17 protein-coding genes are annotated in these 17,104 nt (G+C 38.5%); 12 read left to right on the top strand and 5 right to left on the bottom strand.

Translation table 11 applies throughout. From position 1 onward, the window contains the following. Nucleotides 1-43: 43 nt before the first annotated feature. The 4 genes from olsF (at nucleotide 44) to OLW01_RS10455 (ending at nucleotide 5,353) form a co-directional block, all read left to right on the top strand. Complete coding sequence (gene olsF / locus OLW01_RS10440; RefSeq protein WP_268073850.1) at nucleotides 44-1,750, top strand: bifunctional ornithine lipid synthase OlsF; 1,707 nt, start codon at nucleotides 44-46, stop codon at nucleotides 1,748-1,750. A gap of 293 nt (nucleotides 1,751-2,043) precedes the next feature. After that, entirely contained in the window at nucleotides 2,044-2,835 is a 792-nt protein-coding gene (locus OLW01_RS10445; RefSeq protein ID WP_268073851.1) for an ATP-dependent zinc protease family protein, read from the top strand. Continuing rightward, nucleotides 2,835-4,367 (top strand): inactive transglutaminase family protein, encoded by a 1,533-nt coding sequence (locus OLW01_RS10450; RefSeq protein WP_268073852.1) that lies wholly within the window; start codon nucleotides 2,835-2,837, stop codon nucleotides 4,365-4,367. The genes OLW01_RS10445 and OLW01_RS10450 overlap by 1 nt, the downstream gene beginning before the upstream one ends. Beyond that, nucleotides 4,364-5,353 carry an alpha-L-glutamate ligase-like protein gene (locus OLW01_RS10455; protein ID WP_268073853.1) on the top strand — a complete coding sequence of 330 codons (990 nt, stop codon included), beginning with the start codon at nucleotides 4,364-4,366 and terminating at the stop codon, nucleotides 5,351-5,353. The genes OLW01_RS10450 and OLW01_RS10455 overlap by 4 nt, the downstream gene beginning before the upstream one ends. A gap of 96 nt (nucleotides 5,354-5,449) precedes the next feature. Here OLW01_RS10455 and OLW01_RS10460 read toward each other — a convergent pair whose 3' ends face one another. Both OLW01_RS10460 and OLW01_RS10465 read right to left on the bottom strand, forming a co-directional pair. Next, complete coding sequence (locus tag OLW01_RS10460; protein WP_268073854.1) at nucleotides 5,450-8,377, bottom strand: hypothetical protein; 2,928 nt, start codon at nucleotides 8,375-8,377, stop codon at nucleotides 5,450-5,452. 161 nt (nucleotides 8,378-8,538) lie between these two features. Next, nucleotides 8,539-9,048 carry an FxsA family protein gene (locus OLW01_RS10465; RefSeq protein WP_268073855.1) on the bottom strand — a complete coding sequence of 170 codons (510 nt, stop codon included), beginning with the start codon at nucleotides 9,046-9,048 and terminating at the stop codon, nucleotides 8,539-8,541. Nucleotides 9,049-9,177: 129 nt separating this feature from the next. On the opposite strand from OLW01_RS10465, the gene cutA reads away from it, so the two are divergent. The 5 genes from cutA (at nucleotide 9,178) to prmA (ending at nucleotide 12,992) form a co-directional block, all read left to right on the top strand. Then, the gene (gene cutA / locus OLW01_RS10470) at nucleotides 9,178-9,504 is read left to right on the top strand and encodes a divalent-cation tolerance protein CutA (protein ID WP_268073856.1); all 327 of its coding nucleotides are present in this window, start codon (nucleotides 9,178-9,180) and stop codon (nucleotides 9,502-9,504) included. Between the two features lie 214 nt (nucleotides 9,505-9,718). After that, nucleotides 9,719-10,165 carry a type II 3-dehydroquinate dehydratase gene (gene aroQ, locus OLW01_RS10475; protein ID WP_268073857.1) on the top strand — a complete coding sequence of 149 codons (447 nt, stop codon included), beginning with the start codon at nucleotides 9,719-9,721 and terminating at the stop codon, nucleotides 10,163-10,165. Nucleotides 10,166-10,208: 43 nt separating this feature from the next. Then, the gene (gene accB, locus OLW01_RS10480) at nucleotides 10,209-10,658 is read left to right on the top strand and encodes an acetyl-CoA carboxylase biotin carboxyl carrier protein (protein WP_268076211.1); all 450 of its coding nucleotides are present in this window, start codon (nucleotides 10,209-10,211) and stop codon (nucleotides 10,656-10,658) included. Nucleotides 10,659-10,672: 14 nt separating this feature from the next. Further along, nucleotides 10,673-12,022 carry an acetyl-CoA carboxylase biotin carboxylase subunit gene (gene accC / locus OLW01_RS10485; RefSeq protein ID WP_268073859.1) on the top strand — a complete coding sequence of 450 codons (1,350 nt, stop codon included), beginning with the start codon at nucleotides 10,673-10,675 and terminating at the stop codon, nucleotides 12,020-12,022. A gap of 91 nt (nucleotides 12,023-12,113) precedes the next feature. Beyond that, nucleotides 12,114-12,992, top strand: a complete 879-nt coding sequence (gene prmA / locus OLW01_RS10490; protein ID WP_268073861.1) for a 50S ribosomal protein L11 methyltransferase — start codon at nucleotides 12,114-12,116, stop codon at nucleotides 12,990-12,992. Between the two features lie 28 nt (nucleotides 12,993-13,020). Here prmA and OLW01_RS10495 read toward each other — a convergent pair whose 3' ends face one another. Together OLW01_RS10495 and OLW01_RS10500 are read right to left on the bottom strand one after the other, a co-directional pair. Beyond that, a complete protein-coding gene (locus OLW01_RS10495) occupies nucleotides 13,021-13,374 on the bottom strand; it encodes a hypothetical protein (RefSeq protein ID WP_268073862.1) in 354 nt (117 codons plus the stop codon). A gap of 55 nt (nucleotides 13,375-13,429) precedes the next feature. Continuing rightward, on the bottom strand, nucleotides 13,430-13,753 hold the full coding sequence (locus tag OLW01_RS10500) for a hypothetical protein (RefSeq protein ID WP_268073863.1): 324 nt from the start codon (nucleotides 13,751-13,753) through the stop codon (nucleotides 13,430-13,432). 198 nt (nucleotides 13,754-13,951) lie between these two features. On the opposite strand from OLW01_RS10500, the gene OLW01_RS10505 reads away from it, so the two are divergent. Beyond that, nucleotides 13,952-14,149, top strand: coding sequence for a hypothetical protein (locus OLW01_RS10505; RefSeq protein WP_268073864.1), 198 nt, complete (start codon nucleotides 13,952-13,954; stop codon nucleotides 14,147-14,149). Nucleotides 14,150-14,253: 104 nt separating this feature from the next. Here the strand turns inward: OLW01_RS10505 and epmB are convergent, their stop codons facing one another. Beyond that, entirely contained in the window at nucleotides 14,254-15,249 is a 996-nt protein-coding gene (gene epmB, locus OLW01_RS10510; RefSeq protein ID WP_268076212.1) for an EF-P beta-lysylation protein EpmB, read from the bottom strand. A gap of 171 nt (nucleotides 15,250-15,420) precedes the next feature. Here epmB and efp point away from each other — a divergent pair, with 171 nt between their 5' ends. Both efp and epmA read left to right on the top strand, forming a co-directional pair. Then, the gene (gene efp, locus OLW01_RS10515) at nucleotides 15,421-15,987 is read left to right on the top strand and encodes an elongation factor P (RefSeq protein ID WP_268073865.1); all 567 of its coding nucleotides are present in this window, start codon (nucleotides 15,421-15,423) and stop codon (nucleotides 15,985-15,987) included. 83 nt (nucleotides 15,988-16,070) lie between these two features. Next, a complete protein-coding gene (epmA, locus tag OLW01_RS10520; RefSeq protein WP_268073867.1) occupies nucleotides 16,071-17,039 on the top strand; it encodes an elongation factor P--(R)-beta-lysine ligase in 969 nt (322 codons plus the stop codon). Nucleotides 17,040-17,104 lie beyond the last annotated feature (65 nt).

Genomic DNA, 17,104 nt, shown 5'->3' on the forward strand with positions numbered 1-17,104 from the left:
TACCCGCTTACACTCCAAGTGATATTTACTTGGAGTACAAGCTATGTTTACCGTAGATGAAGTGATCGAACGAAATATACCTAGCCTGCAAAGGCACCCTTTTTTAACTCAGGTTACAAAATTTGCTTTACGGCGTTTATTACACGAACGCGAATTTATAGAATTTGCAGACCAATATCCCCATCTAACTGGGTTAGATTTTGTTGAACAAGTACTCGATTATTTTGACTTTAGCTACACCATAACAGATAGAGAACTTGAGCGTATTCCAAGCCATGGTCGATGCATTATTGTTGCCAACCACCCAATAGGTTCATTGGATGGTTTAGCCTTAATTAAATTAGTCAGTGAAGTTAGAAAAGATTTTAAAGTCGTCGCCAACGAACTGTTAATGGCCGTAGAACCGCTCGAAAAACTATTATTACCTGTGAATAACATGGGTGGCAGAACCGCGCGCGAAAACATTAAAGGTATTCAAAATTACCTTGCCAACGAAGGTTTAATTATTATTTTCCCGGCTGGTGAAGTATCCAGATTAAAGCCATCTGGCATCAGAGACACAAACTGGAATGGCGGCTTTTTAAAGTTAGCATTGGCGACACAAACACCCATTTTACCTATGTATGTACAAGGCAAAAATTCCACATCATTTTATTTTTTATCCATGCTGTACAAACCTTTATCAACCCTATTTTTGGTCAAAGAAATGTTTAAACAGCAAGATAAAAGCATGCCTGTGCGCATTGGTGAATTAATTCCTTATGAAAGCTTCAAAGGCATGCAGCTAAATAAAAAAGAGAAAATTAGACTGTTTCAAAGGCATTTATATCGAATTGGAAAGCAAAAAAAAGGCTGCTTTAAAACCGAGAGCGCAATTGCCCGCCCCGAACCTAAAAGTGAACTAAAACACGCCATTAAACAATGCAGCTTAATTGGGCAAACGTCGGATAAAAAAGATATTTATTTATATCAGTTTTTAGACAGCTCCCCCATAATGCGTGAAATAGGCAGACTCAGAGAAGTCGCCTTTAGGGCCGTTGGCGAAGGCTCAGGTTGCCGCCGCGACATTGATAGATATGACGCTTACTATGAACATTTAATTTTATGGGATGATGAGGCATCAGAAATTGTTGGCGCATATCGGCTAGGGAACACCCAAACAATTGTCGATTTGTATGGCCAAAAAGGGTTATATACAGATTCTTTATTTAATTATGGTCAGCAAATGCAGCCTTATTTTCATCAAGGTTTAGAGCTTGGCCGGAGTTTTGTTCAACCTAAATATTGGGGTATGCGCAGCTTAGATTATCTGTGGTATGGCATTGGTGCGTATTTAAAACAAAATACCAACATTAGATATTTATTTGGACCGGTGAGCATGAGTAATAGCATGCCTAAAGCCGCGAAAGATCTAATGGTCTATTTTTATAAACTTTACTTTCAATCAACCTTTGATTTGGCCAGCTCAAAGCGACCTTATCAAATATCTGAGATTGTATTAAACGAGCTTAAAACGGCTTTTAGCGGTAATGATTACAAACAAGATTTCATAAAATTAAAATCAATGTTAGCCAATATGGGGTGCAATGTGCCCACACTATACAAACAGTATAGTGAATTAACGGAAGTGGGCGGCGTTCAATTTTTAGACTTTGGCGTTGACCCAGACTTTGCTGATTGCATAGATGGCTTAGTATTAGTAGACACCCATAAATTAAAGCCAAATAAAAAAGCTCGCTACTTGGATTAGCGTAATCGGTTATCGGTTAGGCGCATTATTTTTTGTATTACAAAAAGAACGGTGAGCAAAATTATCTTGGGCTGGATTAGGAATCATTCGTTTAGAGAACTAAAGCGTTTTATTTCTGCCTAGCCTAAGATAATTTTTAAACGCTAACCTTATGTAACAACCGCTTCAAACACCTATATAACCGTCAAATTAGTCACAAATAAATCACAGACTACAGAGTTAACTTGCCAAGTCCGCCTCGAAAGTGAGAAAATAAAAAACTAATCTTATCAAACCTATAGATTTTAAATTATATGATATCGAACAAGCGCAAATGCATTACTTTTTTTATATGTTTAGTTACGATAAATTTAACGGCCTGTAGTAGTTTAAGCGCGCCTTCACAAGCTAACCATGAACTTAAAACTGAGATAAATACCCATATTAGTGAGCAATTTAAAGCTTACCAAGAAAACACTAATATGAACTGCCAGGCCGCCTTAAAGCCGGTTGAGCAACAATTAACCCAACAACAAGCTGATAATGAGCTGCTAATAAAAACAGCCAAAAAAATTGAACAAAAACTAAATCAACTTCAGGCTAAAACCCCTTCAAGCAGCACTGCAAACTGTCCCAAACCAACCGTGGTAGAACAAAAGCTCAATGGTAAAGTGATTGTAGGTGAGCTGGAATGGGTTTATTTTTCAGTCGTTGACGAGCACTTTAGAGCACGTGTCGATTCTGGCGCAACAACTTCCTCTTTGAGTGCTAAACATATCGTGGAATTTGAACGAGATGGCGAAAATTGGGTTCGCTTTCAGTTGCTTCATCAAGTCACCGATTTAGATGGTCGTGAAATTGAAGCTAAAATTGAACGCACCGTTCGTATTCGTCAATCATCAAGCGATAAAACTGAGCGCCGTCATGTTGTGCAATTAAGCATGCATTTGGGTAAACTGCATCAAATGGCAGAATTTACCTTAGCTGATCGCTCAGACATGGACTACCCTATTTTACTTGGTCGTGAATTTTTACAAGACATTACTTTAATTGATGTTGGCCAAACATATATTCACCCAAAATATAAAAAAAGCGACCTTAAATAATGAAACGCTCCAAGCTCCCATTTTACTTATTAATTACCGGGTTAATTACCATTGGTTTGGTTTTATCTATTTTTCGTCACCTAGAATACCAGGTGCCTTGGATGCCAGGCGAAAAATCGACCATTTGGTCAATAGAAGCCAGAGTCGAATTTGATGCCATAGGTGAAGCCGTAAAAGTCAACCTCAGCCGCCCTCAAAGTCAAAATGGGTTTACGTTGATTAACGAAAGTACAGCATCCCCAGGATATGGTGTTGCTTTTATTGACCAACCACCTAAAAGTGAATGGTCAATTCGTCAGGCCATTAATGAGCAAACTTTGTTTTACCGCGCCGATTTTTTAGTTGATAACAGCCAAGCGACAGCGAATATTCCTGCTCCTAAGCTCAATTTAATAAATTGGGAAGAACCTTTTAAAACAGCAGCAAATCAAATTTTAAGTCAAGTTAGACAACAATCCGCTGACGAGTTTAGCTTTGCTCAGCAACTGTTTAAAATACTCACCCAGCAAGAACAAGATCAAAACATTGCGCTATTAGAAAACAAGCAGTCTAATTTAGCACGCTTAGCGGTTGATTTATTAAATCAAGCGGCTATTCCAGCCCAACTCATATATGGGTTGAAGTTAGAAGATGGACGCCGCCGCCAAGACTTAGTCCCTTTTGTACGAGTGTGGCAAAATGAAGAAACTGAAATATTTCAACCTATGACTGGATTAAGAGGCTTGCCAGAAGAATATATTTTATGGCAACAATTGCAGTCTCCTGTACTGGAAGTTGTAGGCGCGAATCACTCTGGGGTCAGTTTCTCTATCATCAAAAAACAAGAATCTATTGCCGCAGCGGTGCAAGCTAAACAAGATACTGAGCAAAATTTAGTCAGTTTTTCGATTCACAGTTTACCTATTGAAGAACAAGCATTATTTAAAACCATTTTATTATTACCTGTTGGTGCTTTAGTCGTTTGTTTATTAAGAATACTAGTGGGCTTACGCACCTCTGGTACATTTATGCCGGTATTAATCGCCGTCGCCTTTATTCAAACCTCACTGATTACAGGCCTAGTTGGTTTTTTGTTAGTAGTACTAACCGGTTTAATGCTTCGAAGTTATCTGTCCCATTTAAACTTATTGCTGGTAGCACGAATATCCGCGGTCATTATTAGTGTTATTGCCATTATTGCCGTATTTAGTGTACTAAGTTACAAAGTTGGCTTAACTGAAGGGTTAAAAGTGACCTTTTTCCCAATGATTATTTTATCTTGGACAGTTGAGCGTATGTCTATTTTGTGGGAAGAAGAAGGCGCAAAAGAGGTACTCATTCAAGGTGGTGGCAGCTTATTAACCGCATTAATCGCATACCTTGCAATGACCAGCGATGTTTTACGTCATCTCACTTTTAACTTTTTGGGCATGCAATTTATTATTTTAGCTGCCATTTTGTTATTAGGCAATTATACTGGCTACCGTTTATTAGAGCTTTATCGATTTAAGCCTATGTTATCTCACCAAGCCGATCAGGATTCAAACAAATGATATTTCCGGCATGGCTCGCAAATCCTTTTAAACTCAGTGCGCTTGGTATTTTGGGTATGAATGAGCGAAACAGTCGTTATATTTCTCAATATAACGACCGTCATTTATATCCACTCGTTGATGATAAGCTAAAAACTAAAAAGTTAATGTTGCATGCCGAAATAAAAGTGCCGGGGTTAATTGCAACCATTAACCATCAATCGCAAGTTAAGCAGTTGCTACACCACCTCCCTAAAAATCGAGGTTTTGCAATTAAACCCGCCAAAGGGAGTGGCGGTAAAGGCATTTTAGTTATCATTAACCAAGATAACGATTTATATGTTAAACCTAATCAGAAAATGCTAAATATGGAGCAACTCCAACACCACTGCTCAAATATATTAGCTGGACTTTATAGTTTAGGTGGCAACCCTGATGTAGCGATAATTGAAGAGTTGATCGAATTTGATCCTATGTTTGATGGTTTTAGCCATGAGGGGGTGCCTGATATACGAGTTATCATTTTTCAAGGCTATCCTGTGATGGCTATGATGCGATTATCAACCAAAGACTCAGACGGTAAGGCTAATTTACATCAAGGAGCCGTTGGCGTTGGGCTTGATTTAGGTACAGGTAAAGCTTTGCACGCTGTGCAATTTGGGCAACCCATTAGTCATCATCCAGATACTCAAAAAGCGCTCTCAGAGCTATGTGTTCCCGATTGGCATGAACTTTTATTATTGGCTTCAAGATGTTATGAAGAAACCAACTTAGGCTATTTAGGCGCAGATATTGTAATAGATAAACAAATTGGTCCACTAGTGTTAGAACTCAATGCCAGACCCGGCTTATCCATTCAAGTTGCCAATGGTTCTGGTTTAAAACCTAGATTACAGCAGATAGCAAAGATTCAGCACAAGCGAGATGCAAAACATCGCGTGGAGTATGCACAAAAACATTTTGCATCTAAGCCCGATTTTGATGAAATAGAGCAAGACCCAAATTAAGCTCTAATAAATCGACTAATAAGGGTGCTTATTGGGTGCTTATGAAGTATAAAAAGGCTAATTTGGATTAGCCTTTTTTGTTGCCTGATTTTTTATTTACTCAGGAAAAAATGACTTACATTTCCCGCCATTAGCTAAATTTGCCGCTTGATTAAATACACTGGATAATGGGCTGGTTACTGCGCCTGTTGTAGTACTAAATAATACATCTTTCACTTCGGCAAAAGGACCATCTAAAGTTTGTTTTATATTGGCACAGCCTTCATCATTTAAAATACCAAAGCGTAGTTTTTTAAATCTATTTTTAGCTAAATCGACCTTTCCGTACAAACCTAAATGATTGCCTTTAGTTTGAATGTTAGCACGGTTTAAGGTTAATACACTGTCTTTTAAATGGCTATCCACTTTAATTTTTTTCATTTTCGTTGAGCCGCTTAATTGTGCTGCGCCCGAACCAAGCTGAGCAAAGTTCATTGCTACCATGCCTAAAGGTCCAGATACCATAAATGCGCCAACATCAAGTAATGAAGTTTCTTGACTAGAACGAAAGCCATCAATAATTTTATCTAGCGCGATCCCTTTTAAATCAAATTCTGATGTTTCCAGTTTAATTTCGCCATCTATGTCTTTAATATCTTTACTGGTGGGTAAAAAGTTAAGTTGAGTTTGTAAATTACCAGAGATACGACCTTGCGGTTTAATAGGGCTGTCTTTTACAAAAGCCTGAATTCGGTCTAAATTCAAATTTTTCCAATCAATGTTTGCAACACTATTTAATTTTTCGTTATTGGTCGTTAATTTGCTGTTTGCAATTAAATGCCCACCATCTAACTGAAAGCCCGATTGATTAACTTCAATACCTTGATCTAACGTTGTAACATTCAGTGCGATTGAATCAACAATAGATGATAAATACGTCAACTCATCTAATTTTAATTTCATGTTACTACCAGACTTTAATGTTTCTAATGCTAGCATTTTATGAGCTTGTACAAGTGGTAAGTGATCTAATTCAAATGAAAATTGCTTAGCCGCAAACCAAACTTTGTTTTGCTCTGGGTCGAGCAACTCAAGGTTTACATTATTAATTGAAATAGCATTAACGATTAATGATTCTATAGCTTCAATTTCGTCAGTTTGCTTAGATGAATTGTCTACCGCTTCAGGTTCATTTGATTCCGCTTGTGCTGGGTTTTCTGACTCACTTGCTGATGAAGATTTAGGTTGTGCCAATTTAACCTGTGCTGAAATATTTTTAGCTGTAAATGAATTTAAATTAACCACATAAGGTGCAATATAAGTTGCATCTGCGGTAACACTCAGTTCACCGCCTAAAAGTTCAGAGTCAAGTTGCACCAAATCAACTTTCCCTTCTGCGACACTCGCTTTGGCAATAAATTGTTTAGCTTGATAATCCAATGCATTGAGTTGTTCAATGCTTAACTCAATTTGGCTATTAATTTTATCTAACATAAAGCGCTTATTTTGAGTTAATTGGGTTTGTTTAAGGGCAACGCTCAAGTTTTTAATTTGCACTTTTTGCTCATCGCGCACCAAGGTTGCGTTAAATTTATTTACGCCAATATACTCAACCTTTACATCAAAAGGCACTTCGATAGATAATTGCTGGTTTCCCTCAGCCTGAGTTCCCTTGGATGATCCTGGTTTTGGGTCAGGCTTTGCTTCACTTTCTGGCGAATCAGCCGATTGTGCAGCAGTTTCATTTAATGCTTGTTCAGAGCTCGATTGACTCACCTGATCTTCATTTTGTGTTGATTCATCTGTTTGTGTCGCGCCAAGCTCAGCTTTTGCTGAATCTGCATTAAGCTCTAATTCAACTTCAGCTAAATTCATTTTCTGAACCGTCAGTTGACCAGACTGCGTTTGATTCAAGTCTAATTGCAGCTCTAAATCGTTTAATTTAGCCAAACTATGAAAACCGGGGGTTATATCAATATGATCAGACTCAGCTTGCGTTGCTTCACGTTGGCTAACTTGCGCAAGTTTTAGTGCTAACTGACCTTTAAGCTTAGCTAAAATAAACTGCTTATTATCGGTTACCGCCCAATCAGTTAAATCAACTGATAGCTGCTTCGCGTGAACCGTTTGTAATCCATGTTTTAATTCAAGATTGGCTTGTTGCACTTTAGCTTGCTGAATAAACAAATCAATCGGTAGTTCTATTAGATCGGCTGCCACTTCTTTACTTTTAACTTTCACTTCCTCACTCACTTCTTCAACGACATTTTGCGAGGCTTCTTCTATTTTGCCCAAATCAACTAAAGCATCAAGCTGCTGTAAATTAAAAGATTGCAAAGTAACTTGGCTGGGTTTGGTTTGGTTTATATCTATACGGATATCCGTTTTAGCAAATGCCAGTTCGATTTTCGCATTGTCTCGTGTATTTTTAAGATCTTGTACCATCAACTCGACGTTATCTGATTTAATTTCAACGAGCCCTTTAACTTGATTTAAATCAAACACACCATCATGCAACAAACTAAAGTTGCTCAGTTTTACTTGAACCGCTTCAGCTTTAATATTTCCAGTTTGAGCCTCAAAATCTAATTTAACTGGCAAAACGACTAATTCATCTAATTCAACCACTGAGATAGGTAACGCTTTATTTTCTTCTTCATTAGGCTCTGGTTGTTCTTTTGCTAAAGCACTAATTAAATCGTTAATCCCTTGTTCAGAAAAATCTAACGTAACATCGTTAATTCCAAGTACCTCAACAAGTACCTTTTGCTTAATCAAAGCAGGAATATTAACATTTAGCTTTACGTGCTCAATGCGCGCCGATTGAGCAAACTCATCTTGATAATTAAATCCGTCCACAATCACTAAACCTGGCTGCAAAAAGCTATGCTCTAAGTGTTTAATTGTTAAAGTGTAAGGCGCATTTTGGTTAACATCGTCTAAAATACTTTGCACAATTGGCGTGCGATCAATCAACTTATCAGCTAATACAAACACAAAAATAAAAATAATAATGCCAATTGAAAGTTTATAACGAGTCTTCACGTAAAATCCTTATGTTGGTGACACTGTGCTGAAAATGAAAAGAGCCGCGTTTATTCTAAAGAATTAAAATGACAACTAAAACAGCGACTCTACAATCAATTGCGTAAGCTTGATTATCTAAAAGATAGCAGATGTGGAAAGGGATGAAGCACGAACATGGATCATTTTAGCTTTTTCTCGTCGTCTTTCCGTTCAAATTCACCTTCAATAACAGTGCTGTCATCTTTTGAATGAGTTTGATGCGAATTAAAAGGAGAGCCAGAATGCTGCTGAAAGCCCGCATGATTTTGATAAGTAAAATGCTGAGCTTTCATTTGTTGGCTAAGTTGCTTAACTAAAACATGGGCAAAAGGTTTACGAGTAAGTGGAATTGTCATTAATAAGCCAATACCATCGGTAATAAAACCTGGGGTCACTAATAAAATACCAGCAACTAGTATCATAATACCTTCCGTTATAGATTCGGCTGGCAATTCGCCCATTGCGGTTTTTTGTTTGATTTCAGCTAAAGCTGCGATTCCTTGAGCTCTAACCAGTTGAGCGCCTACTATAGCAGTAAAAATTACGATAGCTAAGGTTGTCCAACCGCCAATTGCATCACCTACTTCAAGCAACACGCTTATTTCTAAAATAGGCAAGACAACAAATAAAATAAATAATTTAAAAAACATAATTCACTCTTCGCTAGTATTAACTTATATATATGGTAACTAATGAACAAAACTTCAAGTCTACCGTCTATATGACTAATACATTTAAAAATCGTTTAGACGAAAATGAAATAAGGAATATATAATATCATGACTGATTTTGTTCAAGTCAATATAAGCTGCCCAGATGTAGACGTTGCAAACACAATAGCGACAACCTTAGTAAACGATAAATTAGCTGCTTGTACACAATTATTAGCCCCTATTACTTCAACTTATCAGTGGCAAGGACAAGTTGAAACCAACACTGAGTATTTATTACTCGCCAAAACGCATCATAGTTTGTTTAGTCGCCTTGAAGACAAAGTCAAACAAATACATCCTTACCAAGTGCCAGAAATTATCGCTTGCCCGATTCAACAAGTATCAGATGATTACCGAACTTGGCTGGCTAACAGTTGTCTAATAGCTGAATAAATAAACCGTTCTAGCTCCAACTTTACAACTGAGGGAAAAATCGGCAAAAAGCGGGGTATTTTCGCCAATTTTGCAAAGAAGTAACTGGTTAGACCATTTTTTTTGAAATTATCGTTTTAAATTGCGTCAGATTCTTCTATAGTTAGGGAAATTTCTAACTTCGCCTCGTTTTCACCGAAGTTAACTGATAAATTAGCCTAAAAGTTAAAGAAACATGCAAAACAGTCATAAAAAAGTACTTTTACTCAACGGTCCCAATTTAAACATGCTGGGTAAGCGTGAACCTGAAATTTATGGCCACGAAACCTTAGATGACATTGTAGCGCAACTTCAGCAACAAGCTGAAACGTTCAATATAGAACTTACTCACGTTCAATCAAATGCCGAACACCAATTAATTGACGCGATTCATCAGGCTCACCAAAAAATCGATTTTATTATTATTAACCCAGCAGCCTTTACACATACTAGTGTAGCGTTAAGAGACGCACTGCTCGCGGTTAGCATCCCCTTTATCGAAGTGCATTTGTCCAATGTACATCAACGAGAAAGTTTTAGACATCATTCGTACTTTTCTGATGTAGCTCAAGCTGTGATATGCGGTTTAGGCCATCAGGGATACTTTTACGCACTCGATGCTGCGCATCGAACTATCAAATAATGACCATTGCAAAACAAATTAAAGAGAGAGCAAAATTATGGCTATGGATATTCGAAAAATCAAAAAACTAATTGAATTAGTTGAAGAATCTGGTATTTCAGAATTAGAAATTACCGAAGGTGAAGAAGCAGTACGCATTAGCCGTGCGGCTCCAATTGCACAGTTTAACCAACCAATGCAATATGCACCCGCTCCTGCAGCTCCAGCAGCGCCTGCACCTGCGGCACCACCAGCTGAAGCAGCGCCTGCTGCACCAGCAGGTCATGAAGTAAAATCACCTATGGTAGGTTCTTTCTACGCGGCTTCTAAACCTGGCGCTGCACCTTTTGTGAGCGTAGGCGACACAGTAAACGTTGGTGATACTTTATGTATTATCGAAGCGATGAAAATGATGAATGAAATCACAGCCGACAAAGCGGGCGTTGTTAAGTCAATTTTAGCTGAAAACGGCGACGCAATTGAATTTGAACAGCCACTATTCATTATTGGCTAAGAGGTTTGTGACTCATGTTAGATAAAGTATTAATTGCTAACCGAGGTGAAATTGCATTGCGTATTTTACGTGCATGTAAAGAGCTCGGTATAAAAACAGTTGCAGTTCATTCTGTTGCTGATCGTGAGTTAAAACACGTTTTACTCGCTGATGAAACGATTTGTATTGGTAAAGCGCCTGCCAATGAAAGCTATTTAAATATTCCAAGAATTATCGCGGCTGCTGAAGTAACAGACTCAGTTGCAATTCACCCTGGTTATGGTTTTTTATCTGAAAATGCTGGTTTTGCTGAGCAAGTTGAAAAAAGTGGCTTTATTTTTATTGGCCCTACCGCCGACTCCATTCGCTTAATGGGCGATAAAGTTTCTGCTATAAATGCCATGAAAAAAGCGGGTGTACCTTGTGTTCCAGGTTCTGATGGTCCATTAGGTGATGATGCGCAAAAAAATATCCAAATTGCAAAACGCATTGGCTATCCGGTTATCATTAAAGCAGCTGGCGGCGGTGGTGGTCGTGGTATGCGTGTTGTTCGTGCTGAAGCTGATTTAATAAAATCAATTGAGCTAACCAAACAAGAAGCTGGCGCAGCATTTAATAATGATGTGGTTTACATGGAAAAATTCCTTGAAAACCCACGCCATGTTGAAGTTCAAGTGTTATCCGACGGCCAAGGCAGTGCTATTCATTTAGGTGAGCGTGACTGTTCAATGCAACGCCGCCACCAAAAAGTAGTAGAAGAAGCACCTGCACCAGGCATTACTGAAGAAATGCGCAAATTTATTGGTGATAGATGTCGCCGCGCTTGTGTTGAAATTGGCTACCGTGGTGCTGGCACATTCGAATTTTTATTCGAAAACGGCGAATTCTACTTTATTGAAATGAATACGCGTATCCAAGTTGAGCACCCTGTTACAGAAATGATTTCTGGTGTTGATTTGATCAAGGAGCAGTTAAAAATTGCTGCAGGTCAGCCACTATCTATCACTCAGGAAGAAATCAAATTTCATGGCCATGCAATTGAATGTCGTATCAATGCAGAAGACCCTGATACCTTTATGCCATGCCCGGGAAAAATCAACCGATTCCATTCTCCGGGTGGTTTAGGCGTTCGTTGGGACTCACACATTTATGCAGGCTACAGTGTGCCTCCTAACTATGATTCAATGATAGGTAAACTCATTACTTATGGGGAAAATCGCGGCATTGCTATTGCTCGTATGCAAAATGCATTAAACGAACTTGTCGTTGAAGGGATCAAAACAAACGTACCTTTACATAAAGAAATTTTAAAAGACGAAAATTTCCAAAATGGTGGTACTAACATCCACTACCTAGAGAAAAAATTGGGTATTGGCGGTCATTAATCCGTTACAATCCTAACAGCAAAAAAGCCGAAACCTGTTTCGGCTTTTTTATTTGTGTTTACCATTCCTCCATTTATGATAGGTTACTGCCATGCCTTGGATTCAAATCCGCTACACCACAAATAAACAAAATGCAGACTTAATCTCTGACGAAATGATAGAGCTAGGCGCATTTTCTGTTACCTTTTTAGATGCTCAAGACACCCCAATTTATGAACCTAAACCAGGTGATTTTTTACTATGGGATGAAACGATAGCCATTGGCTTATTTGATGCTGAAATCAATCCAGAGCAAATAATTGAGCAACTTAAACAGTTCCCATTTGGACAAAACGGCGAATATAAGGTTGAGCAATTAGAAGATAAAGATTGGATCAGAGAATGGATGGACAGCTTTGAACCTATTCAATTCGGGCAACGATTATGGATTTGCCCAAGTTGGTGTGATATTCCTGAACCCGATGCTGTTAATATTATATTAGACCCGGGTTTAGCCTTTGGTACTGGTACTCATCCAACTACCTCTTTATGTTTAAAATGGTTAGATAAACACGTGCAAGCTAATAACACACTTGTCGATTTTGGCTGTGGTTCAGGTATTTTAGCCGTTGCAGGTTTAAAGCTTGGGGTTAAACACGCCATCGGCATTGATATTGATCCTCAAGCGATTCAAGCCTCTTTAGCTAACGCTGAGCGCAATCAAGTTGCTGATAAAATTGATTTATATTTGCCAGAAAACCAGCCTGAAACGCAAGCTGATTTAGTGGTTGCCAATATTCTATCGGGGCCATTAAAAGAGCTAGCACCTATTATCCAAGCTTATGTTAAACCACAAGGTAAGCTGGCACTATCTGGATTACTAGAAAGCCAAGCTCAGGCTATTTGCGATATTTACCAGCAATGGTTCGATTTAGATCCAGTTGAAATTGAAGGCGATTGGTGTCGTGTGTCTGGTGTGAAAAAAGCTTAATTAATCTTAACTCGGGTTAAATTAGTGATTACAAAAGCTCTTTAATACTCTGATATAACTTAATTGCTTCTTGCTCGGTCAAGCCAACAGAGCTAGCAGCTTCGCCGATACTAGACGATATCCGCACCGAATCTAAGTTAGGTTCGGCTTCACTTTTTTTCTCGTCTTGTGGATTTGCAAATAAGCTATCTTGTCTGGCTTGATTAAGCTGCTCGTTTTGCTGTAATAGCTTAGCTTGAGGAGATAACTCAACTTGCTCAGTTAAAGGCTGAGCATTCACGACGTTTGACGATGCAGATACACTCTGAACTTGTGTGGCAGGCTGATATAATCCAGTCTGTAAACCAGAGTTAATAAAGCCGGGCTGAGTCATGTCGACCATAATCAAACCTCATTCAATTATTGATTTAATTATAGCCAAACGCTTAAATTTAGCCTTAATGCATTTGCGTCTTGTCAGATATAGCTTCAAAAAATTTAGCTTGAGTGGAAAAAATAATTTCCAACTGCTGAACAATTCTTGCCAAATCATCTTTTGGAATATCAGTTTGCCCTTGTCCAATTAAATCATGGAAGTGCGAAGCCATTTCTTCTACATAAGGTAAAAATTTATCAGAACGGGTTGCGAAACCTTCACTAAAAATAGCACTAAATTTGCCTTTCCCTTGAGTTTTAAGTTCCTCAATAAGCTTATCGCAATCAACTGCTTGTTGATGCGCTAACGCGATATTTTGTCTGATGGTTTCTATTACATTTTGCAAACTGATTCTCCGCTAATTAAAACTTAAATCCTATTATACCCAAGTCATACGTGGGGATCACTTGAGCGTGTAAAAAAATATATAAAATTGAATAATAAAACCTAAAGTCTTGCCGCTTATTGCCGATAAGCTTTGTGAGGGTAATTCTGCTCTCGTTATACCAGAGCAATTTTGCTCGATGTTGTATTGGAGGTCCTAATGGACGTAAGTTCAGCTGGTTTAGGCCAAACGTCAAACCTAGATAACAGTAGCGCAGAATTACGAGCTGCAAAGTTAGCTAAGTCGCAACAAGAAACCGAAGGGAAAGCTGCGGTTGATTTGTTGCAATCTGCTGAGGTATCCCCTCCTCGCTCTGCAGATTTGGCAGTCGGTCAAAATATCAACATTAAGGTTTAACTTGATGAAAAAGCCGGGCTAACCCCTTTTATTTTGTAAAAAATAATTTAGCTCTGGCGACCCCTCGTAACTTATGGGTTTTATGCCTAATTTGGTTTTGCCTATTAAGAACTTAGAACTACGGGGCTTTTACTTAAAAGCCCCGCCTCTTCTCTTGCCCATTTAGGCACTAAAAACCCTGGTAATTCAGCTAGTAGCCCTTGCTGCAATTTGGCTAATTCTGCGTCAGGCCGATAAAAATGAGCAGCGCCTTGTACTTTATCTAATAAATGAATGTAATAAGGCATAATGCCAGTATCAAATAGGGTTTCGCTTAACTCAACCAAAGCGCTAATACTATCGTTCACATCTTTTAATAGCACTGCCTGATTTAATAAGGTTATTCGGCTATCACGCCAACGCGCTAATGAATCTGACAATAATTTATCAATTTCATTTGCATGGTTAATATGTAATACAATAATAGGTTTTAACCGACTTTCTAATAACGTTTGAGTCAGTTCAGGGGTGATCCGTTGCGGGATAACCACAGGCAAACGCGTATGTATTCTAATTCTTTTAATATGTTCAACTGACTCTATTAATTTAATTAACTCAGCTAAATGCTTGTCTTGTGCCATTAATGGATCGCCACCACTTAATACCACCTCGTTAATCGCATTATCTTGCTGTAAATACGCGATAACATCAGGCCAATTTTTTTTATTAAGCGCATTTTCCTGATAAGGAAAGTGACGTCTAAAACAGTAACGGCAATTAACCGCACAGCCGGTTTTCACCATTAACAACACCCGGCTTTTATACTTGTGTAATACCCCAGGTAACACAGGTTCATGCTCGCCTAAGGGATCCGCCACAAAACCCGCTTTTTGCTCAAACTCTAATGCCGATGCCATCACTTGCTTTAGTAAAGGGTCGTGAATATTACCAGCTTCCATTTTACCGATAAAAGGTCTGGGAACCCGAACCGGAAATAATTCTCTGGCCGCAAAGTCGGCCAGATAATCTTTAGGGTTAATATCGAGTAAAGACAAAAGCTCAGCCGGATTGGTAATCGTATGGGCTAGCTCTTTTTGCCAGTTAGATTCATAATTAAACATGGATGCAATCAATTCTAATGCGATATCACTATTGTACCTTAACTGGATTGCAGCGACCATCTGGATATTTTATTTGGTATTCAAGCTTTTTTGTTAAAAACTACTTTTTTATGACAGAATATGCGGTAAAATTTATCAATTATTGACGATATACGATTTATAGAGGATTAAATGGCAACAGTTAGCACCAACGAATTTAAAGCTGGCTTAAAAATTATGTTAGATGGTGAACCTTGTAACATCATCGAAAATGAATTTGTTAAGCCAGGTAAAGGTCAGGCCTTTAGCCGTGTAAAAATTCGCAAATTAATTTCAGGCAAAGTGTTAGAAAAAACCTTTAAATCAGGCGAAACAGTCGAAAAAGCAGAAGTAATGGATCATGAACTAGCCTACCTATATAACGATGGTGAGTTTTGGCACTTTATGAATAACGAAACCTTTGAGCAAATCGCTGCCGATGAAAAAGCAGTAGGCGATGCTGACAAATGGTTAGTTGAACAAGACGTTTGTACTATTACTTTATGGGATGACAATCCAATTGCCGTTGCACCACCAAACTTTGTTGAGTTAGAGATTACTGAAACCGATCCGGGTTTAAAAGGTGATACAGCTGGCACAGGTGGTAAACCAGCCACGCTAAGCACAGGTGCAGTTGTTCGTGTCCCTTTATTTGTGCAAATTGGTGAAGTGATTAAAGTGGATACTCGCTCAAGTGAGTATGTATCACGCGTAAAATAAGCACAGTTAAATAAACAGAAAAAACCAAACGTTTTTTCTGTTTATTTATTTCTATCCTCATCCAAAAGAAATTCCCAACCTTTATGCAAAACTGGCAACCCAGTGCGTCAATTCAGGCATTAAAACAACGTGCCCAAATCATTCAAACCATTCGTCATTTTTTTTCTAAACAAAATGTATTAGAAGTTGAAACCCCCTTGCTCGCAAGACATGGTGTGACCGATTTACACTTAGAAAATTTAACGACTGAGTTTAATGGCCCGGGGTTTCATCAAGGCGTTGAACTTTATTTACAAACCTCACCAGAATACGCAATGAAACGGCTTTTAGCCGCAGGATCGGGTTGCATCTACCAAATTTGTAAAGCCTTTAGAAACGATGAATCTGGTCGCTTTCATAACCCCGAATTTACCATGCTTGAATGGTATCGGCTCGGTTTTGATCATTTTAAACTCATGGACGAAACCGAAGCTTTACTACGTCAAGTTTTAAATTGCCCACCAGCACAGCGGCTAACTTATCAGCAAGTGTTTTTAAAGTATACGTCAATTGACCCGCTAAAAACCTCAGTTGGTGCGCTAAAAACGTTTTTAGAAGATCATAACCAAATTGATATAGCAAACTGTCTTCACACCGAAACAGACCTATTACAATGGATTTTTAGCGACTTTATTGAGCCTAATATTGGTCAGAAAGCACCTTGTTTTGTATACCATTTTCCTGCAGCGCAAGCCAGCCTAGCTAAACTAAGTCAAGCGGATCAAAGAGTAGCTGAGCGCTTTGAGGTATATTTTAAAGGCATAGAACTTGCCAATGGTTTTCATGAGTTAACCGATAAAGACGAACAGTTAAAGCGATTTGAACAAGACAATCAGCTAAGACAAAATAATGGAAAACCTGCCAAACCAATCGATCAACATTTATTAGCCGCGCTTGAAAGTGGCTTACCGGATTGTGCTGGCGTCGCGCTTGGAATTGATCGCCTAATCATGTTGGCACTTAATCATACTGAGATTAAACAAAGTTTAAGTTTTGATTTAAATCGCTGCTAGTCCCAATGAAAAAAGCTGTTTCACGTAGCAAACGTAAAACAGCTGTATTTAATATTGAAGGACCC

The organism is Catenovulum adriaticum (genome assembly GCF_026725475.1).
Taxonomy (GTDB): Bacteria; Pseudomonadota; Gammaproteobacteria; order Enterobacterales; family Alteromonadaceae; genus Catenovulum; species Catenovulum adriaticum.